This is a genomic window from Paenibacillus riograndensis SBR5 (assembly GCF_000981585.1).
GTDB lineage: Bacteria > Bacillota > Bacilli > Paenibacillales > Paenibacillaceae > Paenibacillus_AQ > Paenibacillus_AQ riograndensis.
Genome location: NZ_LN831776.1, coordinates 2,655,942 through 2,672,807, shown reverse-complemented (window position 1 = coordinate 2,672,807; position 16,866 = coordinate 2,655,942). Strand labels below are relative to the sequence as shown.

11 protein-coding genes are annotated in these 16,866 nt (G+C 53.4%); 6 read left to right on the top strand and 5 right to left on the bottom strand.

Annotated features, from left to right (window positions below):
• Nucleotides 1-13: 13 nt before the first annotated feature.
• The 3 genes from sufC to PRIO_RS10720 all read right to left on the bottom strand — a co-directional run bounded on the left by sufC (nt 14) and on the right by PRIO_RS10720 (nt 2,667).
• Nucleotides 14-796 (bottom strand): Fe-S cluster assembly ATPase SufC, encoded by a 783-nt coding sequence (sufC, locus tag PRIO_RS10730; protein WP_020426762.1) that lies wholly within the window; start codon nt 794-796, stop codon nt 14-16.
• Nucleotides 797-1,076: 280 nt separating this feature from the next.
• Entirely contained in the window at nt 1,077-1,538 is a 462-nt protein-coding gene (locus tag PRIO_RS10725; RefSeq protein ID WP_020426763.1) for a Dps family protein, read from the bottom strand.
• Between the two features lie 826 nt (nt 1,539-2,364).
• Complete coding sequence (locus PRIO_RS10720; protein ID WP_020428229.1) at nt 2,365-2,667, bottom strand: YunC family protein; 303 nt, start codon at nt 2,665-2,667, stop codon at nt 2,365-2,367.
• 223 nt (nt 2,668-2,890) lie between these two features.
• Here PRIO_RS10720 and PRIO_RS10715 point away from each other — a divergent pair, with 223 nt between their 5' ends.
• Nucleotides 2,891-3,415, top strand: coding sequence for a hypothetical protein (locus PRIO_RS10715; protein WP_020428228.1), 525 nt, complete (start codon nt 2,891-2,893; stop codon nt 3,413-3,415).
• A 95-nt stretch (nt 3,416-3,510) separates the two neighbouring features.
• On the opposite strand, the gene PRIO_RS10710 is transcribed toward PRIO_RS10715, so the two are convergent.
• Nucleotides 3,511-3,888, bottom strand: coding sequence for a DUF423 domain-containing protein (locus PRIO_RS10710; RefSeq protein ID WP_020428227.1), 378 nt, complete (start codon nt 3,886-3,888; stop codon nt 3,511-3,513).
• A gap of 171 nt (nt 3,889-4,059) precedes the next feature.
• Between PRIO_RS10710 and PRIO_RS10705 the strand changes: the two genes are divergently transcribed.
• On the top strand, nt 4,060-4,518 hold the full coding sequence (locus PRIO_RS10705) for a hypothetical protein (RefSeq protein ID WP_020428226.1): 459 nt from the start codon (nt 4,060-4,062) through the stop codon (nt 4,516-4,518).
• A 662-nt stretch (nt 4,519-5,180) separates the two neighbouring features.
• On the opposite strand, the gene PRIO_RS10695 is transcribed toward PRIO_RS10705, so the two are convergent.
• Complete coding sequence (locus tag PRIO_RS10695; RefSeq protein ID WP_046502261.1) at nt 5,181-6,095, bottom strand: hypothetical protein; 915 nt, start codon at nt 6,093-6,095, stop codon at nt 5,181-5,183.
• Nucleotides 6,096-6,299: 204 nt separating this feature from the next.
• On the opposite strand from PRIO_RS10695, the gene PRIO_RS10690 reads away from it, so the two are divergent.
• The 4 genes from PRIO_RS10690 to yhbH all read left to right on the top strand — a co-directional run bounded on the left by PRIO_RS10690 (nt 6,300) and on the right by yhbH (nt 16,756).
• On the top strand, nt 6,300-6,938 hold the full coding sequence (locus PRIO_RS10690) for a class I SAM-dependent methyltransferase (protein WP_046506735.1): 639 nt from the start codon (nt 6,300-6,302) through the stop codon (nt 6,936-6,938).
• Nucleotides 6,939-7,064: 126 nt separating this feature from the next.
• Complete coding sequence (locus PRIO_RS10685) at nt 7,065-13,811, top strand: DUF7507 domain-containing protein (RefSeq protein WP_046502258.1); 6,747 nt, start codon at nt 7,065-7,067, stop codon at nt 13,809-13,811.
• Nucleotides 13,808-15,484: a COG1361 family protein gene (locus PRIO_RS10680; RefSeq protein WP_020428220.1), complete on the top strand. Its 1,677-nt coding sequence runs from the start codon at nt 13,808-13,810 to the stop codon at nt 15,482-15,484. The genes PRIO_RS10685 and PRIO_RS10680 overlap by 4 nt, the downstream gene beginning before the upstream one ends.
• Before the next feature lie 111 nt (nt 15,485-15,595).
• A complete protein-coding gene (gene yhbH / locus PRIO_RS10675) occupies nt 15,596-16,756 on the top strand; it encodes a sporulation protein YhbH (protein WP_046506732.1) in 1,161 nt (386 codons plus the stop codon).
• Nucleotides 16,757-16,866 lie beyond the last annotated feature (110 nt).

Below are 16,866 nucleotides of genomic sequence, written 5' to 3'. Positions count from 1 at the left end.
TTCCTGGCGTCTCTTAAGCTTCCTGTCCTACGGTTTCATCTTCAATGCCGAGTTCTTCCTTAACCCATTCATAGCCTTCCGCTTCCAGACGTTCTGCCAGCTCAGGACCGCCGGATTTCACAATCCGTCCCTGCATCATGACATGTACAAAATCCGGCTTAATGTAATTCAACAGGCGCTGATAGTGGGTAATAACCAGGAAGCCGCGTTCCGGGCTGCGCATCGAGTTGACGCCTTCAGCGACAATTTTGAGCGCATCAATATCCAGGCCGGAGTCAATTTCATCAAGAATGACAATCTTCGGGTCCAGCATCATCATTTGAAGAATTTCGTTGCGTTTCTTTTCACCGCCGGAGAAGCCTTCGTTCAGATAGCGGTGCAGAAACTCAGGGTTCATATCCAGTTCCTTCATCTTAGCTTCCATTTGACGGATGAAGCGGATCAGGGAAATTTCGTTTCCTTCTTCACGGCGGGAATTAATGGCGCTACGCAGGAAGTCAGAGTTCGTTACGCCGCTGATTTCACTTGGATACTGCATCGCCAGAAAAAGACCGGCGCGCGCGCGTTCATCAACAGCCATTTCCAGCAGGTCTTCGCCTTCAAGAACGGCTGTACCCTCGGTAACCTCGTACTTGGGATGGCCCATCAGTGCCGAAGCCAGGGTGCTTTTACCGGTACCGTTCGGTCCCATGATGGCGTGAATTTCGCCGCCCTTCATTTGAAGGTTGATGCCCTTCAGAATTTCTTTTCCTTCAATCGTCGCTTTCAGTCCTTCAATGACAAAATCTGCTGCCATAATAATGTTCCCCCCATTGTTCGATTTGCGAAATCAGAAAGCTGTATTGTAACAGGTAATCCCTGACGCCAGCAAAAATTAGATTGTATATCACATTAAAATAATTATAAAGTGTAACGCAGTGATTATCAATGATTCTCACTAATTTTATTACAAACCGATTTTTTTTACAAACATGTATTTTGATATCCGGTTTCACGGATCGACAAAAAGCAAAAAATAAAGCCTCCGTGCCGGAGGCTCTACTCTATTTGGAACTGCGTGTATGAGACAGGAATGATCAACCCAGGAAAGAACGCAGCATCCACTGGTTTTTTTCGAGATCGCTGCGGATTTTGATGAACAGGTCCGCTGTTGGCTGATCGCTCACCTGCTCGGCCAGTTCAATGCCTTCTGTAAGCTCTTCAGCTACAGTGGCGAAGTCCTCAATCAGCGTCTGAACCATGCCCCGGGTATCTTCCTTGCCGGTCGCTTCCTGAATGGTTGCGAGCTCCAGATATTCCTTCATGGTCGCTGCCGGGCTGCCCTTAATGCTGAGCAGGCGTTCAGCCACCTCGTCCATTTTGAGGGTAACATCATCATACAGCTCTTCGAATTTTACATGCAGGGAGAAGAATTGCTCACCCTTCACATACCAGTGATAATTATGAATTTTGACATACAGCACGTTCAGGTTGGCAACCTCACGGTTGAGTACTTGTTCGAGTGAAGTGGTGGTGACTTTGTTCGATGCTTTAGCCATTGTATAATCCCTTCCTTATCCATAATTTAGCCGGCTGCCTGTCCATGGTCCGGCAATGCAGTGTCTATATTGAATTTACCCTTCCGGACAGAAGGCGAAACAAGAAATATGACCGGGTGCCACCGGCTGGAATCCCTGATGTCCCCATAAATCGAAAGCTATTTATAGGATGAGCCAAGCCCGCTTCCCTTATCCCCGTTCCGCATAAAACCGTCTCTGCTTGGCTCACGAGGCACAGGAACCAAAACGGCTGTGCCGTCCTCCACGGGACAGCGCAGCCGTCTTGGTTCTAACGTTACCTGGAGAACGACTCCCCATGAACCCTACCGCAACTTTTTAAGTGGAAAAAGGGACACTAATTTGCCGGAGTACCCTACCCTCGGGTAGATGAAGTGGAAAAAGGGACACTAATTCAGCCCCTTTCGCCATTGGAGCAGAAATGTGACCCAATTAAGTTTACTTTTTCCACTTCACTCTCAGGATTTCTTAACTTTCGGAAAAATAAGTTCCCTTTTTCCAACTAGCACCTGCGAAGAAGCCGCTAAAGACGGATCACCCTATTCCTTTGCGATCGATCCGCAACCGTTACGGACAGGAGAGCCCTTATTGAGAGAAGATTCGGCTATTCCGCAGGACTAACGGACTGAAATGCCTTTATTTGTCCCTTTCCCCTTCAGTCCAGGCTCTATCGAACGTTATAACGGCTCCTGAGTCCGTAACTGCTGAAAAAGTAAGATTTTTGGCAAAATAAGGGCTCCTCGGTCCGCTTCAGTCCGCACATATAAATTCTTTCAAAAAAAGGGGCCCGCAGGCCCCGCTTAATGCCTTACAGCATGTGGAGCAGGGCATCTGCACCGGTCATTCCGGGTACAATCCCCAGCTTCTCAGCCTCTATCGTTACAGACTCCAGCGGAGCAGCCAAAAGCTGCGGCAATGTTCTCACGCCAACGGCCCGGGCTGCAATGATCCCCCGGTCGCTTAGCGTTTCGTTAAGAAGGCCTACATCGAGCGCTCCGCACATGATATATCCTTTGCCCGTGCTGATGGACAGCAGCGTAGTCTTCGGAAGCTTCACTTCAACACCAACCAATATATGCCCGCCTACGTTAACAGGCTCCATTGTAACCACTTGCACTACCTCCTTCTACTTTATCCTCATCACGATGTATGTGTATGTTGTTTTTCCGGGCAGCGTGTGGGCGTTAGACCTATTTCTCCTGCAACACGCAGGGGGTCAATAGTCCTTGTTTTTTCGAGAAGGAGGTATATGCTTATTGTTTAATTAGTGGTATAGTTTATATACTTTAAAAATTGAATTTCTAATTGTGTCTACTGACAAAGCTGGGGGATTTATGGACAAGAAACTACAACATACGGATGGCAATTATCTGTTCAATGTCGACATCCTGATTAACGCCCGTACTAACCCGCTTGCACTGCAATATTTACTTGAAATATTGAACAGCAACGACAAAATCACAGATTTCAACATTAACTCGGGTCTTGAGCTTGGAAGAACGATTGACCATCTGCTGCGTTCGGCGAAGCTTGCCCTGAAACATGAATCTGCAGCAGCCGTTCAAGTCCCTGTGAAATTGCCAGTGAAGCCAACGGACAAGCAAGCCGGCAAGCCCGTATCCGGCAGTATTCCTGCTGACGCGCCAGGAGAGACCCCTGCAGATGCATATGGAAAAATCAGATTATACATTCAGAACAACCAATTGGTCCGGCTGCGCGCCAACCGTCACGGCAAACAGGTTTCCATGCCCTGCCGTATTCTCAATTTTGATGAAGCGGCCAATTCAATCAGCGTATACCATGTCGATGAAAAGCAAGTGTACACGTTCAAGCTCAATGAGATCGACGAATTTTCGTAGTACGTTTTTGCTGTGGTCCCGCGCCAGCAAGCACCTGCCCGGATTGCCCAGGCAGGTGCTTGCTGGTTTGTATGGATCTTGCGGCTCTACACCATTCACTTGTTCCGGGACAAAGCTTCCCAGGCCAGGCAAAGCCACCCGGCCAGAAAACATACCCCTCCAAGGGGAGTAATCGCTCCAAGCACCTTGATACCGGTAATGCTCAAGGCATACAGGCTGCCGGAGAACAAAATAATTCCCAGAATCAGCAGCCTCCCTGCCCAGCGCAGGCGTGAACGCTCTCCCCATTGACCCGCAGCCAGCCCGATAAGGATCAGCCCCAGTGCATGAATCATGTGGTAATGTACACCTGTCTCGTACACCTTAAGGTAATCCTCGCTGATTACCGGTTTGAGCAGATGCGCTCCGAACGCGCCTATCCCGACGGACAGCATGGCAAGCAAGGCTCCCCAGGCCATAAATCTTCGTTGCATGGATACACAGCTCCTTAAGATTGGACTTCCCCCTATCTTACCGTAACCCGGGCGTTTATTTCCAGCAGCCGCTGCTGTGCATTTTACAAACAAGACTTGCTTTTGCCGCCATCTTATGGAAAAGTGGATACTATCAGTCATTAACCCATTTAAGACATAAGGAGTGCACCCATGGACGATTATTCTACGCCACACACAGATCCTTCCTCACCACGGCCGCAGAGTACGGTCCCGGAGACGGGATTACCGCCGCAGCAGCATGCAATGTATGAAGAGAACAAACGGGACTTCAAACATTCCGGACCCGGAATTGCCTCGTTCATCATCGCCTTGATTACCCTTATAGGCTACATTATCGCCTTTGTAGTTGTAGGTGTCCGGTCCTCTTCCCTTGTAAACGGAAGCGACTCCTTTATTGCTGATAGCGCAGAGGCTATCTTCTATCTCGGAATATCTGTGCTCATCCTGGCAGCATTCAATGTCATCGGCGGGGTGCTCGGCATTATCGGGCTTACTCTCCGCAAGCGCCGCAAAGTGTTTGGGATCATCGGCACTATCATTAATGCGGTTTTTCTGCTGCTGTTCATGCTGATCATCTCCACCGTACTCGTGAATGCCGGCTCCGTTTAAGGCTTAACCTGCAGCCAGCACCAACCGGCCGGCGGCTCTTCTACAACGGCATTTCTGCTGTTGTTTCTGGGCAACCCGGCCGCTGGCTCTTCTACAACGGTATTTCTGCCGTTGTTTCCGGGCAGTCTGATTGCATTTAGTGCAACAGATTGCTCCGCCAGCTCGGGTAAAAGTCGATCTAGTGTATTTCATGCAATTGATTTCCAAGAATTGAGGTCCTAAGGCCCACTTGGCTGAAATCTGCTGCACAGATTACAATAGATTTTGATTTTACGCTTATTTAGGAGCAATCTGCTGTAGAAAGTGCAATAGATTGGTTTCTTACTTGCCAAATTCACCAGTTGCTTTATTCCCAAGTAGAAACGGCTACGCCGTCCTTATTAGGAGCCTATGCTTCCGAAGCAGCGATACAGAGTATCGCTTTCAGGTCCCGTTTCAGCGAGAAATACAAGGACGATTTGGGGCGCGAAACATATAAATATTTGCACAAAGGACCGGCCCGGCAGCTCTCCGGATCGGTCCTTTGCTGTGCGTATATTCTTTTGGTATATGAGCTGAAGTCCTGGCTACAAAAGGTTTTCACGGTTTTCACGGAAATTTGATGGACGATTTCAGCCGGATTAGTGGTACTTTTATGCTGCACTTTTTAGCTGGCCCACCGGCTACTGGCTGACCAGACTGTCCAGCGAAGTGTAGACATGCGGCCCGAAGCCTTCCGAGGCTTCACGCTGCGGAATGTTCAGCCTGATCACATACCCCTGTCCTGCAATCTCCTTCACCGCATACTCGCGGGTCAGCCCGTTCCCCATGGCTGTAAGATAGAGCCGGATACCGGACATCCGCCGGTCACGTTCTTTTTGATCGAGTGCGGTCACTTTCCCTGTAGAGGACAGTTCCTTTTCGCCCTCTTGCTTGAGAGAATCAAGATCGAAGTCTGAAGGCAGCTTGGTGATCTCAGCGTAATACTCCGGATCAACTTTCATGGCCAGTCTGCCAGTCTTCGCATCAAAAGTGAAGATATCAAATACATACAGCGAATAGCCGTTCCCGGCAGCGAGTGCAGCCGTCTTTTCTTCCTTCATGCCTTCCAGTGTCAGACTGAATGATTTTGACTTGGGGAGCGCTGCCTGGGAAGGAGCTGCACTGCCGCTGTCCGCGGACTTCTCCAGCTTCGAAAGCACCCGCTGCAGGACGGAGGAATCTCCCTCCACACTCCGTTCGACATATTCAAAAACAACCGGGTCATCCATACTTAGAGCTTCCGGAGCCTCTTCCAATCCTGTGCCCAGCTCAAATGATGTCGCCCCTTCTTCAGTCTTGATCTCTACGGAATGATTATCAATCTGGCCGACATAGATACCTGTCCCCTGAATCACTTGCGATTCCTCCGCAGGGGAGGAACTCGGCTGGGCTGCAGGGCTTGGTGACGGCGAAGCCGCACTCTCTGCAGGAGAGGGCGAAGCCGTAGGTGACGGCTCTCCCGGAGCCTCGGCTGGTGTATTGCCGCCGCAAGCAGTTATAGCCAGCATCAATACAGCGATGGCTGCCAGAACAGGTAATTTGCGTTGTGATTTCATGTTGACTGCCTCCTCTTTGTTGAAGCGGTAAAGTTGCCGTCTGGCTTGGCTTACTCTTATAAACGTTTAACCCTTCTCCAGGGTTGCATAAACTTACTCTACGTTTACGGCTTGGATAGGCGTACGCCGGAGACAAGAGGCGGTGAAATTAATACAATGGTGCAGAGCCTTATTTTTGAGCCATCCCCTGAAGGAGTGATTTCCTTGAAAATCGATATCGGCTGCGGTTCCGGCAAAGAAACCGGTTATCTTGGAATCGACCGCACCGCTTGGCCCGGAGTAGATATCATCTGCGACATAAATGAAGGAATTCCACTGCCGGACAACACTGCCGAATTTGTTATGGCCAGCCGCGTATTGCCGTATGTGAACAATTTATTTGCGGTAATGGCGGAAATTTACCGGATTAGCATCCATAAAGCCGTTATCTGTATTCTGGCGCCTTACGCCCACAGCTTCCCTCATCTGTCCAATCCTCTGTTCAAGCAGAAATTCGACGAATACACACCCCGTTATTTTACAGGAAGCTTTTTTCAGCCTGCCGCTGGGGCGGTTTCACCGGAAATCCCCGATTATCCGGCGCCTGTGCCTCCCTTTGATTACAGGCTGCTGCGGATGGAGCTGTTCTACCAGTACCCTTTTGACGACACGCTTTATGAAGCTGAGGAGCTGGAGATTCTGAAGACGCTGCAGTCCAACGTCGTTCATGAAATCATGTACCATTTCGTTGTGGTCAAGAAGCCCGTCACCCTTGAAGAGCTTGCAGACATGAGCAGGAAAACCTATCCCGAACCGCAAGCGCTTCTGAAACGGAGAAGACACACACAAAACAGACAAGTATAAATATAAAATGCCGGGCTATCCATGGACAAACAATTTTCAGCCAAGTCAGGCATAGCCTATTATAAGTAGAAATAGAGCATACCGACGTCAGAAAAGAAGCCGGTTTGCTTTTTTTCGTTCTCACCCATGAACGCATTCCTTCATAAGGAGGTGAAAATTATTCCTCTAGTCGTTCGGGCTACTATTAACGCCACGGGAGCTATCACGTTCACAGGCAATACGCTGGGACTGAGCCGCTCAGACACAACGGGCGTTCCCGGAACACAGGACAGTATCGGAGCATTCGCTACAGTAAATACAGCCTCCGTATTCGGAACCTATCCGGCGGGAACGACAAGCCTGTACCAGAACAACAGCTCTTCGGCGATACTGACAATCCCCTCAGGAAGTACAGTGCTGTATGCCGAGCTGATCTGGGGCGGCTCCTATATCAACGGTTCTGTCAATCTGAGTTCAGCCATCAACAATCCGGTCTCCTTCACAACCCCGGCCGGAACTACTTCAAGTGTGTCGCCGGATTCAGCTACCAGCAATTCAGTCGATCTGGGAAACGGCGCGTTAGCCTACGTCCGCTCAGCGAATGTAACCAGCATTATTCAAGCCGGGGGAGCCGGGACGTACACGACGGGCGGTGTGGTCGGCACTATTGTTATTACCGGCGATTCCACAGCCAATCATGCAGGCTGGACGCTGGGCGTTATCTACCAGAACCCGTCTCTTCCCTTCCGCAATATGTCACTTCGGGCAGGTGCCGTGCTGGTGCAAGCCAGTTCAGCGCCTGTAGCCACAACCATTACAGGCTTTGCTACCCCGGTATCTGGAGCGCTGGGCGGCCGCATTCTGTTCAGCGCACAGGAAGGTGACGCCAACCGTTCAGGAGATCAGGCGCTGTTCGGTCCGACATCGAATACCCAGGTTGCGTTGTCCGGTCCCAACAACTTTGCCAATAACTTTTTTGCTTCCCAGATCAACAATGATACCGGCGCGCTCAATACCACCGGCACCTTCGGAACCCGCAACCAGACCAATGGCAGTCCCGGAACCAATATCATCGGCGGACGGCAGGGCTGGGATATTACCAATGTGGATGTCTCGGCGAGACTTGTGAACAACCAGTCTTCCGCACTGCTGACCTTAACGACCTCCGGCGATGCTTATGTGGTCAACGGAAATGCGCTGCAAATTGATATCAACGCCCCTAAGATCTCCTTGACCAAGGGCTCTAATGTGGCCGGGACGGTCGTCGGTGATACCGTGACCTATACCGTAACAGTCAGCAATACAGGCACGGCCAGCGCGACCAGCGCCGTATTGTCGGACACCTTGCCGGCAGGGTTAACTTTTGTGAACAGAAGTGTTGTAGTAGCCGGTGTATACCGGCCTTCGTATGATATTACGGCAGGCGTTCCTTTGGGGACTTTGACGCTCGGCACCTCTGCAACAGTTACATATCAAGCCACAGTCACTTCATTGCCGGCTCCGCAGACTGTAGCGAATACAGCCAATGTCGCATTTACGTTCCAGAGCGTGGCGGGCGGACCCATTGTGACCGGTGTTATTCCATCCAACACAGACACGCTGCCGGTATATTCCCCTGTTCTGGGCATCGTCAAAAGCGCCAGCACGGCCAATGCTACAGTAGGCGATCAAATCACTTATACACTGCAAATTACCAATACAGGCAACATTGGAGCCGCTACTGTGATCACCGACAATATTCCTGCCGGAAGCTCATATGTTCCGGGCAGCTTCACCGTAAACGGCACGCCTACAGCCGGCAATCCTTCCACTGGCATCTCTATCGGGACTGTGCCCGCGGGAGGAAGCACCACGGTTCAGTTCCAGGTACAAGTGAACAGCCTGCCTTCACCTCCGCAGCTTGTAGATCAGGCCACTGCCGCATACACTTTCCTGGTGCCGGACGGCCGCACTTTAGCCGGTACAGCCGCTTCCAACACATTGACCATACCGGTGGCACTGCCGAATGTAGCTGTTGTAAAAAGCGCGGGGTTCACCGATGCTGCCGTAGGGGACATTCTGTTGTATACCTCAGTCATCAGCAATAACGGCATTGCTCCCGTCACCAATGTCGTTCTGTCCGATCCCGTTCCCGCCGGGAGCAGCTTTGTGCCGGAGAGTGTCAGTGTTGCAGGCGCAGCCCGTCCGTCCGCCGATCCTGCGACTGGAATCACTGTGGGGACCGTTGCCGCGGGTACCAGTGTCACAGTTACCTTTCAGGTAAATGTAACCTCAGTACCCTCGCCCGCCCAGCTGTCCAACCGTTCATCGGCCTCCTACAGCTCCGGTGTGTTCACGGGCATTTCGCAGTCCAATACAACGGTAACCCCTGTCTATCAGCCGGTTATCACTATTGTCAAAAGCGCCAGCACCGCCAGCGCAACTGTAGGCGGCAACGTGCTGTATACGCTGCGGGTGCAGAATACAGGCAATCTGGCCGCCGCCGTTGTCCTGAGTGACAACATCCCGGCAGGCTCCGCCTTCGTAGCGGGCAGCGTCACCGTGAACGGGGTTGCCCGTCCCTCCGATTCGCCAACAGGAGGGATTGCCCTTGGTGCGGTGGCCGCCGGAGCCGCTGTTACCGTTACTTTTTTAACGGCTGTGCAGTCCCTGCCTTCTCCCCCTGTTCTGAACAATCAGGGCAGCAGCAGCTATACCTATCAATTGCCGAGCGGACGTTCCCTTTCAGGAGCAAGCCTGTCCAATACGGTCAGCCTGCCGGTGTCTGCACCGGGCATCACCCTGCTCAAGAACGCCAGTCTGGCAAGTATGGCTGTCGGGGAGAACCTGACCTACACTGTGGCAGTATCCAATCCCAGCGGCGTTTCCGTAAATAACGTCATTTTGTCCGACCCTGTTCCGGCGGGCGCTTCGTTCGTAGCGGGGTCCGTCACCGTGAACGGAGCCTCCCTGCCTTCCGCCAATCCGGGAGCAGGGATTTCGCTTGGAACAATCGCGGCGGGTGCAACATCCACCGTGGCCTTTCAGGTCAATGCAGCCCTTTTGCCCAATCCGGCCGTCTTTACCAACAAGGCCAGCGCTTCTTTTACGGCAGGCGCATTCAGTGGAACCGCTCTGTCGAATACGGTGAGCACCTCTGTATACATTCCTGTTATTAATCTGGTCAAAAGCGCCAATGCCGCACAAGCCTCTGTCGGCAGCTCTCTGTCCTTCACCATTCTGGTCAGCAACACAGGCAACATCGCTGCCGTTCTGAATCTGACCGATGCTCTGCCGCCGCAGGCTGTGTTCGAAACCAACAGCGTCAGCATCGGCGGCACTCCGCTGCCGGGGTACAGCCCGGCGGCCGGCATTCCTGTGGGGCCGCTCGCGCCGGGAGACAGCGTTCCTGTTTCTTTTCTGGTCACCGTAACGGCGCTGCCTCCGAACCAGCAGCTGCTCAACTCCGCAGCCGCATCCTTCACCTTCACACTGCCCGATGGACGGCAGCTTGGAGGAAATGCAGCATCCAATACGCTTGCCGTTCCCGTCTCTGCGCCTAATGTCAGCATCGTAAAAAGTGTGAACGCCATCGACGCCGTCACCGGCGACATTCTTACCTTCACCTCCGTGCTGACGAACAACAGCATCGCTGCTGTAAGCCACATCATTCTCAGTGATCCTCTGCCTGAGAATGCGGCCTTTATTCCCGGAACCGTAATTGTGGGCGGCGTCTCCCAGCCGCTATCAGTTCCGTCCGCCGGCATACCAATCGGCAGCCTGGGCCCAGAGGCTTCAGTCGCCGTAACATTCGAGGTGAGGATAACAATGCCGATTCCTTCACAGATCAACAACCAGTCAACCGTAAGCTTTACCTCCGGTGTCTTCTCCGGCTCTTCTTCTTCCAATATCACTTCCACACCGGTGATCCAGCCGCAGATTTCCCTGGTCAAAAGTGCAAATGCTCTCAACGCAACCGTCGGCGATACCGTCATTTACACGGTAGCAGTCAGCAATGCCGGCAATCTTGCCGCAAATGTAACCCTGACGGACAATATTCCGGCAGGCACTGTCTTTGATCCCAACAGTGTTATTGTCGGCGGATTTCCCCAGCCGGGAACAGCGCCGGATACCGGCATTACTGTAGGTACGGTCGCTCCAGGGGCCAGTATTCCGGTCAGCTTCACGGTCATCATTGTATCCTTGCCTTCGCCGCAGCAGCTTGTCAATCAGGCGGCTTCCACCTTTACGTATACTCCGCCGGACGGGAGACTGCTTACAGGCACAGCGGTATCCAATACTGTAACGGTCGCGGTCTCCGCTCCAAATGTCGCGGTAGTAAAAAGCACCACGGCGACTGCGGCAGCTCTTGGGGATACGATTCCCTTTTCCGTAAATATAACCAACACAGATGCAGAACCCGTGAACAGTGTGCAGCTCAGTGATCCGACTCCGCCGGGTACAACCTTTGTCACCGGCAGCGTTTCGGTGAACGGTGTTCCTTTTACGAATGCTAACCCTGCGACCGGTGTATCGGTTGGAACCATTGCGCCCGGCGCATCAGCCAACGTTACTTACAATGTAACGGTTACCTCTGCACCGGCCAGCGCCGCAATCAACAATCAGGCTACGGTGACGTATACCTCCGGTGTTGCTTTTTCGGGCTCGACTATTTCCAATACGGTCAGCGTTCCTTTTTACCAGCCTGTGCTCTCTGCGGTCAAAAGCGCCAGTACAGCCAATGCCACAGTCGGGGATACTGTAACCTATACCCTGACGGTCAGCAACACCGGCAATTATCCGGCAGCGCTGACCGTAAAAGATACCATTCCGGCCGGCACTGCGTTCCAGCCGAACAGTGTCCTGATCAACGGGCTGCCACTGCCCCAGGCTGATCCGGCTGCCGGAATTGCGGCGGGAACGATTGCGGCGGGGGCAACCGTAGCGGTTGTTTTCTCCGTAGTCATCACCTCGCTGCCTTCACCGCAGCTGCTCGTCAACCAGGGAACTGCGGCGTACAGCTTCACTCTGCCGGACGGGCGGACACTGAACGGTTCGGTTCTTTCCAATACGGTAACGATCCCTGTCACCAATCCCAATCTCGCTGTAGTTAAAACAACAGCGACAACAGCAACCACTCTTGGTGACACGATTGTATATTCCGTAACGCTGACGAATAACGGTATTGCCGCTGTCAACAATGTTGTATTTACGGATGCTCTGCCATCAGGCACGGCGTTTGTTCCCGGCAGTGTGCTGGTGAATGGCGTTGCCCGACCAGCGGCTTCACCGTCTACAGGAATCACGATAGGCAGCATTGCACCGGGAGCTTCGGTAACCGTAGCCTTCAGCGTAACTGTTAATTCGCTGCCGGGCAGCGGTCTGCTGAACAATCAGTCCTCTGTGAGCTTTACCTCCGGCGCCCTCTCCAGCGTCGCTTTCTCGAACATTGTGACCACACCGGTCTATCAGCCGGTTATCGGTGCAGCGAAAAGTGCAAGCACTGTAAAAGCAACCGTCGGGGATACCATTATTTACACGGTGAATGTCAGCAATACCGGCAACTATCCGGCGACGGCTACTTTAACCGACACCATTCCAGCAGGGTCTACACTGGTTCCGAACAGCGTGCTGATCAACGGCTTTCCCTCTCCCGGAGCCAATCCGGCAACCGGAATCGCCCTTGGCACCATAGCCGCCGGCACTACTCTGGCTGTAACCTTCTCCGTGGTGATCGACACGCTGCCGGTAAGCCAGCAGCTTAGCAACCAAGCTACGGTGTCCTTCGCCTTCACCCTGCCGGACGGGCGGACCTTTAATCAGGCGGCGGTTTCCAATATCAATCAGATTTCCGTCTCCGCGCCAAATGTGCAGGTTGTGAAAAGCTCTCCGGCAACCGATGCCGTTATCGGAGATACGGTCACTTACAGCATTACCGTCACCAACAACGGCATTGAGGCGATTACCAACGCCGTGCTCAGCGACCCGGTTCCCGCCGGTGCTTCCTTTGCCAGCAGCAGCGTCGTCGTTGACGGCACCCCGCTGCCGGGTGCCAACCCTGCCAATGGTATTGCTCTGGGCACTATCGCGCCGGGTGCTTCATCACTGGTTACTTTCAGTATCCTTGTGAACGCACTTCCGGCGTCCGGCACCCTGAGCAACCAGGCTTCCGTAAGCTTTACCTCCGGAGCTTTCTCGGGCGCTTCTTATTCCAATACCTTCGTGACTCCGGTCTACCAGCCGTTCATCAACATCGTCAAAGGTGCGGATACGGCTAACGCAACCGTCGGGGATACGGTCACTTATTCCCTGAAAGTCACCAACACCGGCAATCTGGCGGCAAATGTTACTATTACAGATTCGATACCGGCGGGGGCTGTGTTTATTCCGAACAGCGTGCTGGTCAACGGCGTGCCGCAGCCGGGAGCCGATCCGGCCAGCGGACTCAATATTGGAACGGTGGCACCGGGAGCAACCATCACCGTAACCATTACCCTGCAGGTCACGGTCGCCTCGCTGCCTTCGCCGCAGCAGCTGGTGAATCAGGCTGCCGCCACCTTTACATTCAGTCCGCCGGATGGACGTTTGCTCTCCGGCTCCTCGGAGTCGAATGTTCTGGTAATCCCGGTATCGTCTCCGGATGTCACCGCAGTAAAGAGCACGCCTGCCGTTGATGCTGTAGTCGGCGACATTATCACCTACACCATTGCAGTGACCAACAACGGAATTGAGTCTGTCAACAACGTGGTGCTGGTTGACCCGATTCCGGCAGGCAGCCAGTTTGTCGCCGGCAGCGTCACCGTCGATGGCGTGCCCCGTACCGGAGCCAACCCCGCTGCAGGCATCGTTATCGGCACCATTACCCCGGGAGATTCCGTTACTGTGACCTTCCAGGTACAGGTAATTGCCGTATGATCCGGGATTCCCGCCTTCAGCCCGTCGTCAGCAATCAATCCATGGTGCTGTACAGCTCGGCGGCGGGTGCGGATGTCATTACTTATTCCAATACCGTTAACACCCCGGTTGTCGGCCCGGTTCTAACGTTAGTAAAAAGTGCAGATCACACCAGTGCCTCCCTCGGGGAGACACTGGTGTACACGCTCATTGCCCGCAATGAAGGCAATGCGCCCGCCCTGACTACCCTTGTGGATGCCCTGCCTTCCGGGGTATCCTTTGTCGCCAACAGTGTGCTGCGGGACGGAGTCCCCCTGCCGGGGGTATCCCCGTTCTCCGGCATCCTGCTGGGGGCGGTCGCTCCCCAGACGGAGGTCCGCATTGCCTTTCAAGTGATCGTTGTCTCCCTGCCGCCTTCTCTGGAGCTGGGCAATAGAGCCAGGGCCGTCTATTCCTTCACCACGCCGGAAGGCAGACATGTGGAGGGCGAAGTCTTCTCGAACCAGATAACGGTCTCCCTGCTCGCCTACAAGCTCTCTATTCTGTTGGCGTCGAGCACCCCTACAACGTTTGTAGGGGATGCTGTTACTTTCACTCTGCGGGTAAGAAACGAGGGAACCCGGCTGATGTCCGGCATCCTGACCACACTTCCTGTGCCGGAAGGAGCAATATTCCTTCCCGGAAGCGTAATCTCGGGCGGCATCTATTCGCCGGATGCCGACCCGGATAAGGGCATACCGCTGCCCCCTCTCGACCCGGGCAAGACTGCAGACATCTCATTCCAGGTAAGGGTGGTTTCAGTCCCCGCCCTAACCGCCCAGGCAGTTGTCACTTACGATGCGGATGGCGATACGGATGGAACCAAGAGCAATACAGTCACTGTTGCCGTAATTCAATCCGGCCTCTCGGTCAGCCTGAAGGTTGACAAATACAGCGCAGCTCCCGGAGACCGTCTGGGCTATCGGTTCACCATCCGGAACAGCGGAAAGCTGGCCGTGGACGCCATGCTTGCCGGTGCCATCCCTTCCGGCACCCTGTTCGTCTGGGACAGTGTGCATATAGACGGAATCCCGCAGAGAGGGGTCCATCCCGGGGAAGGCATTCCGCTTGGCACCATCCGGGCAGGCTCGGCAGCCGTTGTTGATCTGCTCGTTTCTATCCCTGCTGAGGCTGACATCCTTCAGATGCCAGCAATCCAGAATCAGGGCAGCGTGGAGTATACTTTTACGCTGCCCGATGGGCGTAATGTACGGGAGCGGGTCCGCTCCAATACAGTAACCACTCTGCTGTTCTCTCCGGTCATCTCGATTGAAATGACCGGAGAGCCTCCAATGGTTGAACCCGGCGGTATTGCTGAGTTCAACATCGCTGTTACCAACAGCGGCAACTATCCGGCTGAGGTATCAGTAATACAGATCATTCCCCAGGGATGCACATTGGAGACGGGGAAGGTTACGATCAGCGTCCATACTGTACCCGAATCCAAGTACAGCGGCATCGTTTCCCTGGGAGTGATGGATCCAGGGCAAACCGCTCAGCTCAGCTATCTTGTCCGTGTCCATCCCGGCTATATGGGCAGCGCCCTTCAGGGCAGCTCAACCGCGCTGTATCTGTATACCATCGACGGGCGCCGGTACTCCGGCGAGGCCCGCTCCAACAGCTACAAACTTATGATTGAAGAAATCAGTGAATAAGAAGGTTCACATATCCCCCATCCCCATGAATATACTTTAGTTACAACCTGCCCTTCATTCATTGCACCCCTTGCGCCCGTACCGATTTATATTCCATGGGAGGTGGTCATCCTGCCGCAATCATCCGGTCATTCCGCATTCGTCGTATCCAAAGAAGACTGGTCCCTTCACCGTAAAGGCCATCAGGATCAGGAGCGTCATCAGCAGAAGGTCCGGGAAGCCATTAAGGATAATTTGCCCGACCTTGTGACCGAAGAGAATATTATTATGTCTGACGGCAAGCAGATCGTGAAGGTGCCCATCCGCAGTCTGGATGAGTACAGGATCATCTACAATTTCCGCAAGCAAAAGCATGTCGGCCAGGGCGACGGCGAAAGCCAGGTCGGCGATGTGCTCGGCCGCGATTCCCAGTCCGCCCATCCGGGCAAAGGCGACAAGGCGGGCGATCAGCCCGGCCAGGATACCGTAGAAGCGGAGGTTGACCTGGAGGACCTGGAGGACATCCTGTTCGAGGATATGGAGCTGCCTCATCTGGCCCCCAAGACACAGGAAGAGATCGAGGTTAAATCTATCGTCTTCAACGATATCCGCAAAAAAGGCATGATGTCCAACATCGACAAAAAACGCACCCTGCTTGAGAATCTGCGGCGCAACGCCAGCCGCGGCAAACCCGGCATACACAGCATCAGCCCTGACGACCTGCGTTACAAAACCTGGGACGATATTACCGTTCCGCATTCCAATGCGGTGATTATTGCGATGATGGATACCTCCGGCTCCATGGGCACCTTTGAAAAATACTGCGCCCGCAGCTTCTTCTTCTGGATGACCCGCTTCCTGCGCCGCCAGTACGAGAAGGTGGAGATTGTGTTCCTGGCGCATCATACGGAGGCCAAAGAGGTCAGCGAGCATGATTTCTTCACCCGCGGCGAAAGCGGAGGAACGATCTGCTCCTCGGCCTACCAGAAGGCCCTGGATATTATCGACAGCCGTTATCCGCCCGCCAAATACAACATTTATCCCTTCCACTTCTCCGACGGCGACAACCTCACTTCTGACAATGAGCGCTGCGTCAAGCTGATCGGCGAACTGCTGAAGCGCAGCAACATGTTCGGCTATGGGGAGGTTAATCAATACAACCGCAGCAGCACGCTGATGTCCGCCTACCGCCATCTGAAGCAGGAGCAGTTCATGCACTATGTAATCAAGGACAAAAAGGAAGTCTATCAGGCGCTGAAGACGTTTTTCGGCAAAAGAGAGGCTGTAAAATGAGCAAAAACCTCCACCCGGAAGGAGTGGGGGTTTTTGCTCATTTCATCCGTCAAGATGCGGACAGGAGATCCGCTATTCGGTCAGATCCGGCATTTTCCCAAAATAACGTT

What these genes read in the sequence shown, in the direction of transcription:
- sufC (WP_020426762.1), bottom strand. Translation starts at nt 796, where the DNA reads ATGGCAGCAGATTTTGTCATTGAAGGACTGAAAGCGACGATTGAAGGA.
- PRIO_RS10725 (WP_020426763.1), bottom strand. Translation starts at nt 1,538, where the DNA reads ATGGCTAAAGCATCGAACAAAGTCACCACCACTTCACTCGAACAAGTA.
- PRIO_RS10715 (WP_020428228.1), top strand. Translation starts at nt 2,891, where the DNA reads ATGGACAAGAAACTACAACATACGGATGGCAATTATCTGTTCAATGTC.
- PRIO_RS10710 (WP_020428227.1), bottom strand. Translation starts at nt 3,888, where the DNA reads ATGCAACGAAGATTTATGGCCTGGGGAGCCTTGCTTGCCATGCTGTCC.
- PRIO_RS10705 (WP_020428226.1), top strand. Translation starts at nt 4,060, where the DNA reads ATGGACGATTATTCTACGCCACACACAGATCCTTCCTCACCACGGCCG.
- PRIO_RS10695 (WP_046502261.1), bottom strand. Translation starts at nt 6,095, where the DNA reads ATGAAATCACAACGCAAATTACCTGTTCTGGCAGCCATCGCTGTATTG.
- PRIO_RS10685 (WP_046502258.1), top strand. Translation starts at nt 7,065, where the DNA reads ATGAACGCATTCCTTCATAAGGAGGTGAAAATTATTCCTCTAGTCGTT.
- PRIO_RS10680 (WP_020428220.1), top strand. Translation starts at nt 13,808, where the DNA reads ATGATCCGGGATTCCCGCCTTCAGCCCGTCGTCAGCAATCAATCCATG.